Source organism: Sphingomonas agri, assembly GCF_038148795.1.
Classification (GTDB): domain Bacteria; phylum Pseudomonadota; class Alphaproteobacteria; order Sphingomonadales; family Sphingomonadaceae; genus Sphingomicrobium; species Sphingomicrobium agri.
The window spans coordinates 457801-471459 of the sequence record NZ_JBAPEU010000001.1; the positions used below are offsets into that span (position 1 = coordinate 457801).

Consider the following 13659-nt stretch of genomic DNA (forward strand, 5'->3'; position numbering starts at 1 on the left):
GCAAAATGCAAAGGCAGGGAACTCATGAGCGACTGGCCTCAGCTCAGCGCGACAAGCGACCATGAAACGCTGGCGATCCTTCACCTCGCCGCGCAGATGCTCGGCAAGATCCGGGTTGCCCATGCGCCGTGGACGAATCACGGCTGGCACGTTGCGCTTCAGCCGAATGCGCGAGGGCTCTCGACGCTTCCTACAGCTGCAACGGACGGCCGTACCTTCACCCTGACGCTCGATCTTTGCCGCCATGCGATGGTGCTGTGGGTCAGCGACGGCTCACGCGAGGAAGTTCCGCTGAACGCAGGCAGCGTCGCGGCGCTTCACAAACGCCTCATTGGCATCCTGGAAAGGCACGGTCTGCCGTCACGCTTCAATGGACGCCCAAGTGAAATTCCGGAAGCAATCCCGTTCGCCAAGGACACGGCGCCGCGCGAGTATGACCGGGACTCGGCCGATCGTTTGCGTGAAGCGTTTGCAGCAATGCTGCCGGTCTTCGGCCGCTTCCGCGCCGGCTTCAGCGGTAAGGCGAGCCCGGTTCATTTCTGGTGGGGCAGCTTCGATCTTTCAGTGAGCCGCTTTTCGGGCCGCAAGGCGCCTCCGCACCCTGGCGGCATCCCTGGCCTGCCGGACCGGATCACCCGTGAAGCCTATAGCGACGAGGTCGCAAGCGCGGGGTTCTGGGCGGGAGGCGTCACTGCGGCCGAGCCTTTCTTCTACAGCTACGTCTATCCGGAACCCGACGGTTACCGTTCCTCCGCCCTCAAAGAGGGCCGCTTCGACGAGACGTACGGCGAGTTCGTTCTACCCTATGCAAGGGTTCGCGCATCTGCGGATCCGGAGCGGATGCTCATGGAGTTCTTCCAGGCCGCCTATGATGTCGGCGCCGACCTTGGAAAATGGGACCGTAAGGCCCTCGAGCGCGAGCCGGTAGCGCCCTAGGTCGGCACGAACGGATAGGGCGAGATGGATTTGCGATTCTCTTCGACGGCAAGCATCCGTCCCGCCGGCGGCGTGGCGCGATAGGCGCACTGGAGCCGGGGACAGATGGAGCAGGCCGGTCCGACCGGTGTCGCTGCGGTGTTCGTAAGATCGAGACCGTCGGCGTAGGCGATCCGGCGCGCATGTTTGACGTCGCAGCCCAGACCCACCGCCAACAGTGCATCGTCTCGCAGATCGGGCCGGATCGGTCGCTCTATGGTGCGGCTGATGGTGAAGAAGCGCTGCCCATCGGGCGTTTCGATCAGCTGCCGGATCGTCTGTCCGGGCGTTTGGAACGCGGCGTGAAGATGCCAGCGCGGGCACGTGCCGCCAAAGTGTGAAAAGGGAAAATTCTCGCCTGCGTAGCGCTTCGAGATATTTCCGGCCGGATCGACGCGTAGCATGAAGAAGGGAACTCCCTTCGCTCCGGAGCGGCCGAGCGTGGTGAGCCGATGGGCCACCTGTTCGACATTGGCGCCGAACTGGGCAGTCAGTCGATCGATGGCGTAGCGATGCTCTTCGGCCGCCCGGAGAAACTTGCCATAAGGCATCATGATTGCGCCGGCAGCGTAATTGGCGAAGCTCATGTGCAGAAGGCGGCGGCTGCCCGGGTCGGGTGGTCGTGCCGTCTCGAGCATCTGCGCGATGATCGTCGAGAATTCGAGCAACGCCAGCTGGTAGGCTATCCCGAACGTGCGGTTTTCCGAGCGCAGTAGCGAAGACAGCATCAGGACCCGGCGCTGCGGATCATAATGTTGGCTCGCGTCTTCGAGGATTTCTGGATCGACGACCCGGACCTCGACGCCCCAGGCCCCCTTCAGCCGCTGACGGAGCGGCTCCGATATCGACAGTGGGTGCGCCAGCGCCCCGCCCAAGGTTTCCGAAGCTTCCTCGAGCTCGGGATAATGGTTCCGCTGTGCCTGGATGTAATCGCGGACCCAGGTTTCCGGAGTGATCAGTACCCGGGGATCGGCGCCGCCCGTGTCCGGCTGCTCGGGGTGACGCTGCAGATCGCGAAGGGCGGTATAGAGCCTGGTAATGCCTTCGGCGACGATCGGCGCATTGTCGGCAAGTTCGACCAGTTCGTATCGGCTGACCCCGAGGTCGGCCAGCATGGGGTCGGAGAAGATCTCGCTGAGCTGAGTTGCTCCTCCGCCCTCGCCGCTTTCAGATGCGAAGGCCTTCACATCGACATCGAAGGCTTCCGCAAGGCGCAGGAGGATCCCGGCCGTGACCGGGCGCTGGTTGCGCTCGAGATGATTGAGATAGGAGCCCGAAATGCCGAGGGCATCGGCCATCTGGCTCTGGTTCAGCCCACGCTCGCGGCGCAGCCGCTTGAGGCGCGCACCAAGGAAGAGCTTGCGCTGAAGCATCTGGTGATGTTGTCAAGAATTTCACAAGAACACAAGTCTGAACATGACATGTTAGCACTTTTTCGTGCGACTTTTACCTTGAGGATGAGGTTTCCTGCGCCTGACAGTCGAGGGAGTCGGTGCAATGCGTGATTTTGGAATGGTTGTGACGGCACCGGAGGGCCGCTTCGAGGGTATCGAGCGCCCCTACAGCGTCGAAGACGTATTGAGACTTCGGGGGTCCATTCCGATCGAGCACACACTTGCCCGGCGCGGCGCATTGAAGCTCTGGCAGATGCTGAATGACGAGGAGCCGGTCCGGGCCTTGGGCGCGCTGAGCGGCAATCAGGCAATGCAGATGGTAAGGGCGGGTCTGGAGGCAATCTATCTTTCGGGCTGGCAGGTCGCGGCCGACTCGAACTCCAGCGGCTCGATGTACCCGGACCAGTCGCTTTATCCCGCCAATTCAGGCCCGGACCTTGCGCGCAAGATCAACAAGACGCTGAGCCGCGCCGACCAGATCGAACATCTTGAGGGGGGTGCGACGCGCGATTGGTTCGCGCCGATCATCGCCGACGCCGAGGCAGGCTTTGGCGGACCACTCAACTGTTTCGAGATCATGAAGGCTTATATCGAAGCCGGCGCTGCCGGCGTTCACTTCGAAGACCAGCTCGCAAGCGAAAAGAAGTGCGGTCATCTTGGCGGCAAGGTGCTGATCCCGACCCGGGCCGCGATCCGCAACCTCGATGCAGCGCGCCTCGCGGCGGACGTTTGCGGTGTTCCCACAATCCTCGTTGCGCGCACGGATGCGGAGAGCGCCAAGCTCATCACGAGCGACATCGACGAGCGCGACGTCGAATTTATCACTGGCGATCGCACGGCCGAAGGGTTCTTCCGGCTGAAAGACGGGACCGGCCTTGATCACTGCATTGCCCGCGGCCTCGCCTTTGCGAGCCACGCCGACCTTCTGTGGTTCGAGACCAGTAACCCGAACGTCGAGGAAGCCCGGCGTTTCGCAGAAGCGATTCACGCCCGGTATCCTGGTAAGCTGCTCGCCTACAATTGCTCGCCCAGCTTCAATTGGAAGGCGAAACTTGGCGAGGAGAGCATCGCCAGCTTCCAAAGGGAGCTCGGGAGCATGGGCTATAAGTTCCAGTTCGTCACGCTGGCTGGCTTTCACAGCCTCAACCACGCGATGTTCGAGCTCGCCAGCGCCTACCGCGATCGCGGCATGGCCGCCTATTCGGAGCTGCAGCAGGCCGAGTTTGCAAGCGAAGCAGCAGGCTACAGCGCGACCCGCCACCAGCGCGAAGTGGGCACCGGCTATTTCGATGCAATCGCAAGCGCGGTCTCAGCGGGCGAAGCCTCGACCGTCGCGCTTCAGGAATCCACCGAAGCCGCGCAGTTCGCGGCGGCACAATAGGAGGAAGAGATGGGACAGCGTTACTGGGTCATCGGCGGCCACTACCAGGACTGCCGCTTTCGCGAACTGGAGCCGGGTACCGAGGTCGTCCATGGGCCCTACAGTGACGAACTCAAAGCCCGCACCGAATGGCAGAGGCTGACCTTCCGCGACCGTTGCGGTGCGACAGAGCGGTACTCGATCTGCGTGGAGCCGGTGCTACAGTGAGTGACGTGCTTGAACTTCCCGCAACCCAGCGCCGCATCATTGCCGAACCCTCCAGGGTCGCCGGGGCCGACGAGGTCCTGACCGAGGCGGCGCTCGATTTCCTGGCCGAGCTCCATGAGCGTTTCGATTCTCGCCGGCGCCAGCTCCTCGTCCGGCGCGAGGAACGGCAGGCGTTGTTCGATGCCGGAACCCTGCCCGACTTTCCCGAAGACACACGCGAGCTGCGCGAGGCGGACTGGACGGTGGGCGACATCCCGCGGGACCTGCTTGATCGGCGGGTTGAAATCACGGGTCCCACCAATGCCAAGATGCTGATCAATGCGCTCAACAGCGGCGCAAAGGTGTTCATGGCCGACTTCGAGGACGCCACGAGCCCGACCTGGGAGGAACTCGTCCAGGGCCAAGTGAACTTACGAAACTATTGGCTTGGCCGCCTCGACTTCACCGATCCTGACACTCTCAAACATTATAAAGTCGGCGACAATCCCGCAGTGCTGATGGTTCGCCCTCGCGGCTGGCACCTGCCCGAGGATCATGTGACGGTCTCCGGCGAGGTGGTCGCCGGCGCGTTGTTCGATTTCGCACTTTACCTCTGGCACAACGCACGCGGAGCGCTTGCGAGGGGTTCCGGCCCTTATTTCTACCTTCCCAAGCTCGAGAGCCGACACGAAGCGGCGCTGTGGAGCGATGTCTTCGCTTACGCAGAAGCCAAGCTCCGGCTCGAGCGCGGCACAATCAAGGCCACCGTCCTGATCGAGACACTGCCAGCGGCGTTCGAGATGGACGAGATCCTCTTTGCCCTGCGCGAGAATATCGTGGGGCTCAACTGCGGGCGCTGGGATTATATCTTTTCCTACATCAAGCGTCTTGGGCGCACCCCTCAGCGACTGACTCCCGACCGTTCGCTAATGACCATGGATAAGGCGTTCCTAGCCGCCTACTCGCTACGGCTGGTCGCGACCTGTCATCGGCGCGGCGCGTTCGCGATGGGCGGAATGTCCGCCTTCATCCCTGTGAAGGGCGACGAGGAAAAGAACGAGGCCGCACTGGCGAAGGTCCGCGCCGACAAGCAGCGGGAGGTAGGCAATGGCCACGACGGGACCTGGGTCGCCCACCCGGCGCTGGTACCGGTGGCGATGAAGGCCTTCGAGGTGATGCACGGGCCCAACCAGCTGTCGGCGATGCCGGAGCAGGTACCGGGGCGGGACGAGATGCTGAAGCTGCACGAGGGCCAGCGCTCGGAAGCGGGAGCCCGCGAGAACATCCGCGTCGGTGTCCAGTATCTCGCCGCCTGGCTCGGCGGGAAGGGCGCCGTCCCGCTCTACAACCTCATGGAGGATGCTGCGACCGCGGAGATCTGCCGCACCCAGCTCTGGCAGTGGCTGAAGTTTCAGGCGCCCCTCGACGATGGACGACTGTTCAACCTCGACCTCTTCGAACAATGGTTCAGCGAGGAGGTCGGCCTCCTTGCGGAGGTTCCAAATATCGCGGAAGCCGGCCGACTGATGCACAACATGATTGTCGCCGACGACCTCGTCGAATTCCTGACCCTACCCGCGTACGAACTTCTCGACTGAGCTGCGCAAATCTGTTGGTTCCAGACAAAAAGGGCGCCCCGAAATGCTCCGGAGCGCCCCACTCGTTCTTTGGTCTTTAAGCGGCCTAGGCGGCCTTCTGGTCAAGCGCGCCCTTCGCCTGGGCGATGATGGCGCTGAATGCCTCGGCCTCGTGCATTGCAATGTCAGCCAGCACCTTGCGGTCCAGCGTGATGCCGGCGAGCTTCAGCGCGTGGATGAACTGGCCATAAGTGAGACCTTCGGCCCGGACTGCAGCGTTGATGCGCTGGATCCACAGAGCACGAAAGCTCCGCTTCTTCACCTTGCGGTCGCGGTAGGCGTATTGCCCTGCCTTCTCGACAGCCTGGCGAGCAACGCGGATCGTGTTCTTGCGGCGGCCGTAATAGCCCTTTGCCTGCTCGAGAATGCGCTTGTGCTTGGCGCGGGTGGTCACACCCCGTTTGACGCGTGCCATGGGATGACCTCCTTACTTCAGGCCGTAGGGCGCCCAGCGCTTCACCGTTGCCGTGTCGGCGTCGGAAAGCAGCGAGGTGCCGCGGTTCTGGCGAATATATTTGGCGTTGTGGCTGATCAGCCGGTGGCGCTTGCCCGCGACCCCGTGCTTGATCTTGCCGGTCGCCGTGAGCTTGAAGCGTTTCTTGACGCCGCTCTTGGTCTTCAGCTTGGGCATTTTTGTCTCCCGACGTTGTTGAACAGCCACGGCAGCCCTTACCGGCCGGGCCGTTCGTCTGATTTTCCAACTGCTGTGGAAAGCGCGCGCCTATAAGGAGCTCCCCTCTGCTTGGCAAGGAGTCGAGTCGATGGAACGCAAGGACGACCAGGGGCCCGTTGGCGGAATAACTCCCCACATCACCATTCGTGACCGTCGCGCAGGTGAAGCGATCGATTTCTACAAAAAGGCGTTCGGCGCGGAGGAAGTGATGCGCCATCCGACCGAGGACGGACGCCTCATGCATGCGCACCTCAAGATCAACGGGGGGTCGCTGATGCTCCATGACGACTTTCCGGAGCACATGGGCGGGCCCTCCCAGCCTCCCGCCAGTCTGGTCCTTCACCTCGATGTCGCCGACGCCGACGCAGCCTGGAAGCGGGCACTGGGTGCCGGGGCCGAGGTGCGCTTCGAGCTTTCGGACCAGTTCTGGGGCGACCGCTATGGCCAGGTCACCGACCCGTTCGGCTTTATCTGGGGGATTGGGTCACCGATCCGGCAAGCCCAGCCGGCGCCTTCGCATCAGGCAATCCCAGCGGCGATCTAGGGACTTACCAGGAGAGCTTCGATCCGTTGCGGCGAAGGAAGCTGCCGCTGTCCTCGATCGACAGGCGCTCGATGAGCGCCCGCATGCCGGTGACGCTTTCGTCTGCGGTGATCTCGGCGCCGACGCCGCCCATGCGCGTCTTCACCCAACCGGGGCTCAGCAGCACGCAGGCGATGCCCAGCTCGCGAGCTTCGAGTGCAAGACAGCTCCACGCCATGTTCAGCGCAGCTTTGGAGGTCCGGTAGGGAACCCAGCCGCCGCCGTTGTCGCCGATGCTCCCCATCCCGCTTGAAACGGCGATCATCTTCGCGCCCTTCGTCGCTTGGCCCAGGAGGGCCTTGGCGATCTGGTAGGGGGCGATGGCGTTGATCATCATCATCTCCTGCCAGGAGCGCGCATTGGCAGCGCCCTTCGTGTTCATGGGCTCGTTAGTGCCGGCATTGGCGATGAAAAGATCCAGCGGGCTCTCGATCCTGGCAGGAAATGCAGCGACGTCCTCGGCATCGGCGAGGTCGAGGGTTTCGACCCGGATATTGAGCGCATTGAGCTCGGGACTGGAATGACGCGCGGTCGCGATCACGTTCCAGCCGTCCCGCGAATATTGGCTCGCGAACTCAAGGCCGATGCCGCGGTTCGCGCCGGTGATGAGGACTGTAGACACGTAGCCGTCCTTCTCAATTGGCGTTGGCCGAACGCCGGACTGCATCGCTTGTGCCCGAGCGCAATTTCGCCTCGCCCGGTTCGACAGGGAAGGTCAGTCGAACAGGCTCGAGACCGAGGCCTCATCGGAAATCCGCCGTATTGCCTCGGCGAGGAGTGGGGCGATCGTCAGCCGGCGGATCCTGCAATCCTTGGGGTCAGCCTCACCGGTAAAGATGGTGTCGGTGACGACGAGCTCGCTAAGTTCGGACTTTGCGACACGCGCGGCCGCGGCGCCCGAGAGGACGCCATGAGTGCAATAAGCGAACACCTCGAGCGCCCCCTGTTGTTTCAAGGCCGCCGCGGCGTTGCAAAGGGTACCGGCGCTGTCGACGATGTCGTCGATGAGAATGCATGTTCGCTTGTCGACCTCGCCAATGATGTTCATCACCTCGGATTCGCCGGCGCGTTCGCGGCGCTTGTCGACGATCGCCAGAGGCGCGTTGTTGAGTCGCTTGGCAAGACCGCGGGCGCGGACCACGCCTCCGACGTCGGGCGAGACAACAATCAGTTCCCGGTTGCCAAAACGAGCCTGGATGTCGGTCGCGATGACAGGGGACGCGAACAGGTTGTCGGTGGGGATGTCGAAGAAGCCCTGGATCTGTCCGGCGTGCAGGTCGATCGAAAGCACGCGATTCGCGCCGGCGGTGGTGATGAGGTTCGCGACGAGCTTGGCCGATATCGGCGTCCTGGGACCAGGCTTTCGATCCTGCCGGGCATAGCCGAAATAAGGAAGCACGGCGGTAATCCGCTTGGCCGACGCGCGGCGAAGCGCGTCGATGCAGATCAACAGCTCCATGAGATTGTCGTTAGCCGGATAGCTCGTCGACTGAATGACGAAGACATCCTCTCCGCGAACGTTCTCATTGACCTCGACGAAAATCTCCTCGTCCGCAAAGCGCCGGACGCTCGCGTCGGTGAGCGGCATCTCGAGATAGTCGGAGATCGAGCGGGCCAGCGGCAGGTTGCTGTTCCCGGCGAGCAATTTCATCGGCTTGTTTCCCCAGCGGTCATGCGGGCTTTAGCGAGGCAGTCGCGGTGCCGTAAAGGTTGCCGGGAACGGGATCGTCGCTAAATCGGCCGCATGACCGACCAGCTGAAGATTGCTCTTGCCCAGATGAACCAGCGGGTGGGCGATCTTGAGGGGAACGCCGCGGGGATGCTGGAGATGCGGCGCAAGGCGGCTGCTGCCGGCGCGGATCTGCTCGTTTGCCCGGAACTGCAGCTCGTTGGCTATCCGCCGGAAGACCTCGTGCTGAAACCCGAATTCGTACGCCGCGTCCACGAGTGCACCGATGAGCTCGTCCGCGCGACGATCGAGCCCGGGCCCGCTATCCTGGTTGGCACGATCGTTCAGGAGGGGGGGCAGAACTTCAACACCATGCTGCTCGCCGAGGGCGGGAGCGTAATCGGCCGCACGTTCAAGCACGAGCTTCCAAACTATGGCACGTTCGATGAGAAACGCATTTTCTCACCCGGGCCGCTTCCCGACCCGATTTTCTGGCGCGGACTGAGGGTGGGCGTGCCGGTGTGCGAAGATATGTGGCTTGAGCCCGTCTGCGCGCACCTTGCCGGGCTCGGCGCCGAATTCTTCATCGTTCCGCACGGAAGCCCTTACGAGCTCGACAAGATCGATACGCGTGATCGCCTTGCGCGCGCACGGACGACCAGCACTGCCCTGCCACTCATCTTTCTCAACCGCGTGGGAGGGCAGGACGAGCTGGTCTTCGACGGATCCTCATTCGTGATGCACCCGGATGGCGAAAGAGTGGTTCAGATGGCCGACTGGGAAGAGGACTTCCTTCTCACGGATTGGATGCGCGGCCCCGACGGCTGGCGGTGCCTCACGCGCTGCCATCACGAACTGGATGAATTCCCGACCGACATATATCGCGCGATGATGATCGGGCTTCGCGACTATGTGGACCGGAACGGATTTGCGGGCGTGATCCTTGGGCTTTCGGGAGGAATCGACAGCGCTCTCTCGGCCGCGATCGCGGTCGATGCCCTTGGTCCGGACAGGGTGCGGGGCGTAATGCTGCCCTCCAGATATACGAGCGATGAGAGCCTCGAAGACGCGCGCGGATGCGCGCAACTGCTGGGCTGCCGCCATGACGTCATTTCGATCGTGCCCGGGATCGAGGGTATCGATCGGATGCTGCCGCAGCTCACTGGCCTTGCCGCCGAAAACGTCCAGGCCCGCCTCAGGATGGTGACGTTGATGGCGCTTTCCAATGCCGAGGGGCAGATGCTGCTCACGACCGGGAACAAGAGCGAGATGAGCGTCGGCTACGCCACGCTCTACGGCGACATGGCCGGCGGATATTCGGTGCTGAAGGACGCCTACAAGACTACGGTCTTCGCGCTCTCTCGGTGGCGCAACGAAAACAGGCCCGAAGGCGCGCTCGGCCCCGATGGGCCGGTGATGCCTGCACGTGTGATCACCAAACCCCCGACCGCGGAGCTGAGACCGGACCAGAAGGACGAGGACAGTCTGCCGCCCTACGCCGTCCTCGACCGCATCCTCGAAGGGCTGGTCGATAAGGAAATGTCGGTCGGGGAGGTTGCGAATGCCACCGGCGAGGACGTGGTTCTGGTCGCGGACATCGAAACAAAGCTTCTCAAGGCCGAGTACAAGCGCCGTCAGGCGCCGCCAGGCGTGAAGATCGGGAACCGCAATTTCGGCCGCGATCGGCGCTACCCGATCAGCAACTTCTTCCACACCGGTCCGCGCGTGAAGGCGTCCCGATGACGGTGGTAACGCGCTTTGCTCCCTCGCCGACCGGGCGGCTGCACGTCGGAAACATCCGGACCGCGCTGCACAATTATCTCTTCGCACGGAAGAATGGCGGCACGTTCATCCTAAGGATCGATGACACGGACCAGGAGCGTTCGACCGCGGCCTTCGACCAGGCGATCCGCGATGATCTCGAATGGCTCGGCCTCGTGCCTGACAAGTCCGTCCGCCAGTCGGAACGTTTCGATGTTTATGAGCGCGAGTTCGAGCGGCTGAAGCAGTCCGGGCGAGTCTATGCGTGCTACGAAACGGCCGAAGAGCTTGAACTTCGCCGCAAGGTTCTGCTCGGGCGGGGCCTTCCCCCCGTTTACGAACGCAAGGACAGCGGGGAACCCACGCCAGAAGGCCGTGAGCCCCACTGGCGTTTCAGGCTCGATCACGACGCTCCCATCGTATTTTCCGACCTGATCCGGGGCGAACAACGTTTCGACCCGAAGCTGCTCAGCGACCCCGTGGTGAGACGGGAAGACGGGAGCTGGCTTTATCTGCTCCCGAGCGTGATCGACGACATCGACCTTGGCGTCACCCACGTCGTGCGCGGTGAAGATCATGTATCGAACAGCGCCGCCCAAATTCAGATGTTCGAGGCGCTCGGTGCAGAGCCGCCCGAATTCGCCCACGAGGCGCTCCTGGTCGCGGCGGAAGGCAAGTTGTCGAAGCGTCTTGGCTCCTATGGCGCTGAACATCTTCGCGAGGAAGGCGTCGAGCCAATGGCCTTGCTCGATGTCCTTGCCCGGATCGGGACATCGCAGCCCGTGGAGCCCATCGCGAGCCTCGATGAACTTGCTGCCAGTTTCGATTTTTCGAGGTTCGGACGCGCTCCTGCGCATTTTGACCCGCACGAGGTCGAGCTGGTCAATGCGCGGCTGCTTCACCAACTGCCTTATGACGTGGTCGCGAGGCGTTTGCCGGAGAACGCGGACGAGCAGGATTGGCTGCTGCTTCGCCCGAACCTTGAACGCCTCAGCGACTTTACCGACTGGTTCGCCGTCTTGAGAGGGGACATTGATCCAACCGAACTCGGCCACGAGGAGCGCCTGCTCGTGAAGGAGGCGGCGATAACTGCCGAAAAACTGGATTGGACGGCGCAACCGTGGCGTGCGCTGACCGACGAGCTCAAACGGGCCACGGGCAAGAAGGGCCGGGAGCTGTTCCACCCCCTGCGGGTCGCGCTCACGGGGCGCGAAAGTGGACCGGAGATGGCGGGGCTGGTCGAGCGGATGGGTAAGGACCGGGCTCTCCGCCGTCTCGAAGCCGTCGCCAAGCGCTGAAGTCCGGCGCCTTCAGCGCATTTTCCTTGGCGAAACAGATGTAATGATGTAACATTCCGTTATCGAATGCTGCGTGAAGGAGGGTTTTATGCTCGCTTACGCCGCCAATCGGCCGTTGGCCGGCAAGCGCCAGCCGAGTCCCAATGCACTACTCGCGGTCATCAGCGTCCATGTCGCCCTTCTCGCCGTCGTGATGAGCGCCAGGATGGACCTCCCTTCGCGCGTTCATGAGCCGCCCACGACCATCCAGCTTCTTCCCCGGCCCGCTCCGCCACCAGCGGACCAGGTTAAAACCCGCACCAGGGTCCAGCAAACGCCGGTCAGAGCTCCGATTGACAAGGGCCCGCCCCCCGTCTCAACTCCCACCATAACTGGTGCGCAGCCGGAGCCAGCCATGCCGCTCGACTTCGGTAAGCTCCTTGGAACCAACGAGGGAACCCTCGGTCCCGCCGAGCCGGGGCGCGTGCCCGCGACAATCCGGCACGAGGCGCGTCTTCTCACGCCTTCGTCCGAGCTCAAGCCTCCCTACCCGGCCTCCAAGCTCGCCAGCGAGGAAGAGGGCGTGTTGACCCTGAGGCTCTCGATTGACGAGCGCGGCCGCGTCGTCGCTGTCGATCCTGTCGGTGCCGCGGATCGGGCATTTCTCGATTCTGCCCGGCGCTATCTGATCGCACACTGGCGCTACCAACCAGCGACCCAGGGCGACCGACCAGTGCCCTCCACGGTGACGATCACGCTGCATTTCCGCCTCGACAGCTGAGCGGTCTGGCGGTTGCTGGCCGTCTTTCCTATCTTTGTGCGCATGTCCTGGTTCCCGCATCCTTCGAGTCCAAGAGCGGCGCTGCGTGATCTTGCAGCCTTCATGCGCCACCGCAGCCGCGAGCAGGTGATCGGAGGAGCGCTGGCGTTGCTCGTCACGGCCGTGATCGTCTTCGAATTCGTGATCGATGCGAAATTCGGCATGTCGATGCCCCCGCAGGTCGTCGAGGTCGAACTCTATCCTTCCAACCGAACGGACGCCCAGATCATTGCCGACCAGAAGAAGGACATGGCCGACAAGCTCGCCGCCCAGAAGGAACAGCAGCGGCAGTACCAGAAGCTCGCGAAGCAGTTCGGGATTGACTGACGATCTGCGGTGGATGGACCAGGCCCTCGCACTCGGCGAGAGCGTGAGGGGCCAAAGCGCTCCCAATCCGAATGTCGGATGCATCATCGTTTCGCCGAGCGGCCGCGTTGTGGGCCGCGGCGCCACTGCGCGGGGTGGGCGGCCGCATGCGGAAGCCGTCGCGCTCCAGCAAGCCGGCGGCCGCGCAACGGATGCGACCATCTACGTCACGCTCGAGCCCTGCGCGCATGACAGCGCCCGGGGGCCTGCGTGCACCGACCTTATCCTTGAGGCGAAGCCGCAGCGGGTCGTGATTGGATTGAAGGATCCTGATCCGCGCACCTCCGGCAAAGGGATCCGCCGCCTGCGGCGTGCCGGGATCGAGGTGACTCTCGGAACCGCGCGGGAAGCTGCCAGGCGCTCGCTCGCCGGCTGGCTCACGCAGCTGAAGCTCGGGCGACCGCGGATCACGCTCAAGCTTGCGCTCTCGATCGATGGCAAGATCGCGCTTCCCTCCGGCGAATCGAAATGGATCACCGGCGAGGATGCGCGCCGGCACGTGCATTACGAACGCGCCCACAGCGACATGATCCTCGTTGGCCGCGGCACTTACCTCGCTGACCGTCCCCGACTGGATGTGCGCTTGCCAGGGCTCGAGCAGGCACCGCCGCGTCGTGCCCTGCTCAGTCGGGGCGAGCCAGTGGAAGGATGGGAAATCCTTAGAAATCCGCACGATGTGCAGCAACTTCATGACGTCAACGAGCTCCTCGTCGAGGGCGGCTCGGTGACGGCCACCGCTTTCCTCGCCGAGGACCTGGTTGATCGCATCCTCATCTACCGCGCTCCCATTATCGTCGGCGAGGGAAAGTCCAGTTTCGGCTATGTCGGACTGGACGCGATAGCCGACGCTCACGGCCGCTGGCGGCTGGTCGACGAGCGAAGGCTCGGAGTGGATCGGCTCGAAGTTTACGAGCGCTCTGCCCGGGACTAAGCGAAC

General features: G+C 63.2%; 15 protein-coding genes. 10 read left to right on the forward strand and 5 right to left on the reverse strand.

The features are described from left to right. Positions 1-24 precede the first annotated feature (24 nt). Positions 25-936, forward strand: coding sequence for a DUF5996 family protein (locus tag V8192_RS02340; RefSeq protein ID WP_341631448.1), 912 nt, complete (start codon positions 25-27; stop codon positions 934-936). Here V8192_RS02340 and V8192_RS02345 read toward each other — a convergent pair. Beyond that, positions 933-2348, reverse strand: a complete 1416-nt coding sequence (locus tag V8192_RS02345; RefSeq protein ID WP_341631449.1) for a helix-turn-helix domain-containing protein — start codon at positions 2346-2348, stop codon at positions 933-935. The two genes, V8192_RS02340 and V8192_RS02345, sit on opposite strands and share 4 nt — an antisense overlap. 124 nt (positions 2349-2472) lie before the next feature. Here V8192_RS02345 and aceA point away from each other — a divergent pair, with 124 nt between their 5' ends. Genes aceA through aceB form a run of 3 tightly spaced genes read left to right on the forward strand, consistent with a single transcriptional unit; the run spans position 2473 to position 5534 of the window. Then, positions 2473-3750, forward strand: a complete 1278-nt coding sequence (gene aceA, locus V8192_RS02350; protein ID WP_341631450.1) for an isocitrate lyase — start codon at positions 2473-2475, stop codon at positions 3748-3750. Positions 3751-3759: 9 nt separating this feature from the next. Beyond that, positions 3760-3957, forward strand: a complete 198-nt coding sequence (locus tag V8192_RS02355; RefSeq protein WP_341631451.1) for a DUF4170 domain-containing protein — start codon at positions 3760-3762, stop codon at positions 3955-3957. Then, positions 3954-5534, forward strand: coding sequence for a malate synthase A (aceB, locus tag V8192_RS02360; protein ID WP_341631452.1), 1581 nt, complete (start codon positions 3954-3956; stop codon positions 5532-5534). The genes V8192_RS02355 and aceB overlap by 4 nt, the downstream gene beginning before the upstream one ends. Before the next feature lie 85 nt (positions 5535-5619). Here the strand turns inward: aceB and rplT are convergent, their stop codons facing one another. Together rplT and rpmI are read right to left on the reverse strand one after the other, a co-directional pair. Further along, the gene (rplT, locus tag V8192_RS02365; RefSeq protein WP_341631453.1) at positions 5620-5988 is read right to left on the reverse strand and encodes a 50S ribosomal protein L20; all 369 of its coding nucleotides are present in this window, start codon (positions 5986-5988) and stop codon (positions 5620-5622) included. Between the two features lie 12 nt (positions 5989-6000). After that, on the reverse strand, positions 6001-6204 hold the full coding sequence (rpmI, locus tag V8192_RS02370; RefSeq protein WP_341631454.1) for a 50S ribosomal protein L35: 204 nt from the start codon (positions 6202-6204) through the stop codon (positions 6001-6003). A 130-nt stretch (positions 6205-6334) separates the two neighbouring features. On the opposite strand from rpmI, the gene V8192_RS02375 reads away from it, so the two are divergent. Next, the gene (locus V8192_RS02375) at positions 6335-6790 is read left to right on the forward strand and encodes a VOC family protein (protein WP_341631455.1); all 456 of its coding nucleotides are present in this window, start codon (positions 6335-6337) and stop codon (positions 6788-6790) included. 4 nt (positions 6791-6794) lie between these two features. Here V8192_RS02375 and V8192_RS02380 read toward each other — a convergent pair whose 3' ends face one another. Both V8192_RS02380 and V8192_RS02385 read right to left on the reverse strand, forming a co-directional pair. Beyond that, the gene (locus V8192_RS02380) at positions 6795-7451 is read right to left on the reverse strand and encodes an SDR family oxidoreductase (protein ID WP_341631456.1); all 657 of its coding nucleotides are present in this window, start codon (positions 7449-7451) and stop codon (positions 6795-6797) included. Between the two features lie 93 nt (positions 7452-7544). After that, a complete protein-coding gene (locus tag V8192_RS02385) occupies positions 7545-8480 on the reverse strand; it encodes a ribose-phosphate pyrophosphokinase (RefSeq protein ID WP_341631457.1) in 936 nt (311 codons plus the stop codon). A 93-nt stretch (positions 8481-8573) separates the two neighbouring features. On the opposite strand from V8192_RS02385, the gene V8192_RS02390 reads away from it, so the two are divergent. From V8192_RS02390 to ribD, 5 genes are all read left to right on the forward strand, one after another. After that, complete coding sequence (locus V8192_RS02390; RefSeq protein WP_341631458.1) at positions 8574-10241, forward strand: NAD+ synthase; 1668 nt, start codon at positions 8574-8576, stop codon at positions 10239-10241. Continuing rightward, positions 10238-11557 carry a glutamate--tRNA ligase gene (gltX, locus tag V8192_RS02395; protein WP_341631459.1) on the forward strand — a complete coding sequence of 440 codons (1320 nt, stop codon included), beginning with the start codon at positions 10238-10240 and terminating at the stop codon, positions 11555-11557. The genes V8192_RS02390 and gltX overlap by 4 nt, the downstream gene beginning before the upstream one ends. A gap of 88 nt (positions 11558-11645) precedes the next feature. Further along, positions 11646-12317 (forward strand): energy transducer TonB, encoded by a 672-nt coding sequence (locus V8192_RS02400; RefSeq protein WP_341631460.1) that lies wholly within the window; start codon positions 11646-11648, stop codon positions 12315-12317. A gap of 42 nt (positions 12318-12359) precedes the next feature. Continuing rightward, the gene (locus V8192_RS02405) at positions 12360-12683 is read left to right on the forward strand and encodes a hypothetical protein (protein ID WP_341631461.1); all 324 of its coding nucleotides are present in this window, start codon (positions 12360-12362) and stop codon (positions 12681-12683) included. Then, entirely contained in the window at positions 12676-13653 is a 978-nt protein-coding gene (gene ribD, locus V8192_RS02410; RefSeq protein WP_341631462.1) for a bifunctional diaminohydroxyphosphoribosylaminopyrimidine deaminase/5-amino-6-(5-phosphoribosylamino)uracil reductase RibD, read from the forward strand. Before V8192_RS02405 ends, ribD begins: the two co-directional genes overlap by 8 nt. The last annotated feature ends 6 nt before the right edge of the window (positions 13654-13659 follow it).

What these genes read in the sequence shown, in the direction of transcription:
- V8192_RS02375 (WP_341631455.1), top strand. Translation starts at nt 6,335, where the DNA reads ATGGAACGCAAGGACGACCAGGGGCCCGTTGGCGGAATAACTCCCCAC.
- rplT (WP_341631453.1), bottom strand. Translation starts at nt 5,988, where the DNA reads ATGGCACGCGTCAAACGGGGTGTGACCACCCGCGCCAAGCACAAGCGC.
- V8192_RS02345 (WP_341631449.1), bottom strand. Translation starts at nt 2,348, where the DNA reads ATGCTTCAGCGCAAGCTCTTCCTTGGTGCGCGCCTCAAGCGGCTGCGC.
- V8192_RS02355 (WP_341631451.1), top strand. Translation starts at nt 3,760, where the DNA reads ATGGGACAGCGTTACTGGGTCATCGGCGGCCACTACCAGGACTGCCGC.
- V8192_RS02340 (WP_341631448.1), top strand. Translation starts at nt 25, where the DNA reads ATGAGCGACTGGCCTCAGCTCAGCGCGACAAGCGACCATGAAACGCTG.
- gltX (WP_341631459.1), top strand. Translation starts at nt 10,238, where the DNA reads ATGACGGTGGTAACGCGCTTTGCTCCCTCGCCGACCGGGCGGCTGCAC.
- V8192_RS02390 (WP_341631458.1), top strand. Translation starts at nt 8,574, where the DNA reads ATGACCGACCAGCTGAAGATTGCTCTTGCCCAGATGAACCAGCGGGTG.
- rpmI (WP_341631454.1), bottom strand. Translation starts at nt 6,204, where the DNA reads ATGCCCAAGCTGAAGACCAAGAGCGGCGTCAAGAAACGCTTCAAGCTC.
- V8192_RS02405 (WP_341631461.1), top strand. Translation starts at nt 12,360, where the DNA reads ATGTCCTGGTTCCCGCATCCTTCGAGTCCAAGAGCGGCGCTGCGTGAT.
- V8192_RS02385 (WP_341631457.1), bottom strand. Translation starts at nt 8,480, where the DNA reads ATGAAATTGCTCGCCGGGAACAGCAACCTGCCGCTGGCCCGCTCGATC.
- V8192_RS02400 (WP_341631460.1), top strand. Translation starts at nt 11,646, where the DNA reads ATGCTCGCTTACGCCGCCAATCGGCCGTTGGCCGGCAAGCGCCAGCCG.
- aceA (WP_341631450.1), top strand. Translation starts at nt 2,473, where the DNA reads ATGCGTGATTTTGGAATGGTTGTGACGGCACCGGAGGGCCGCTTCGAG.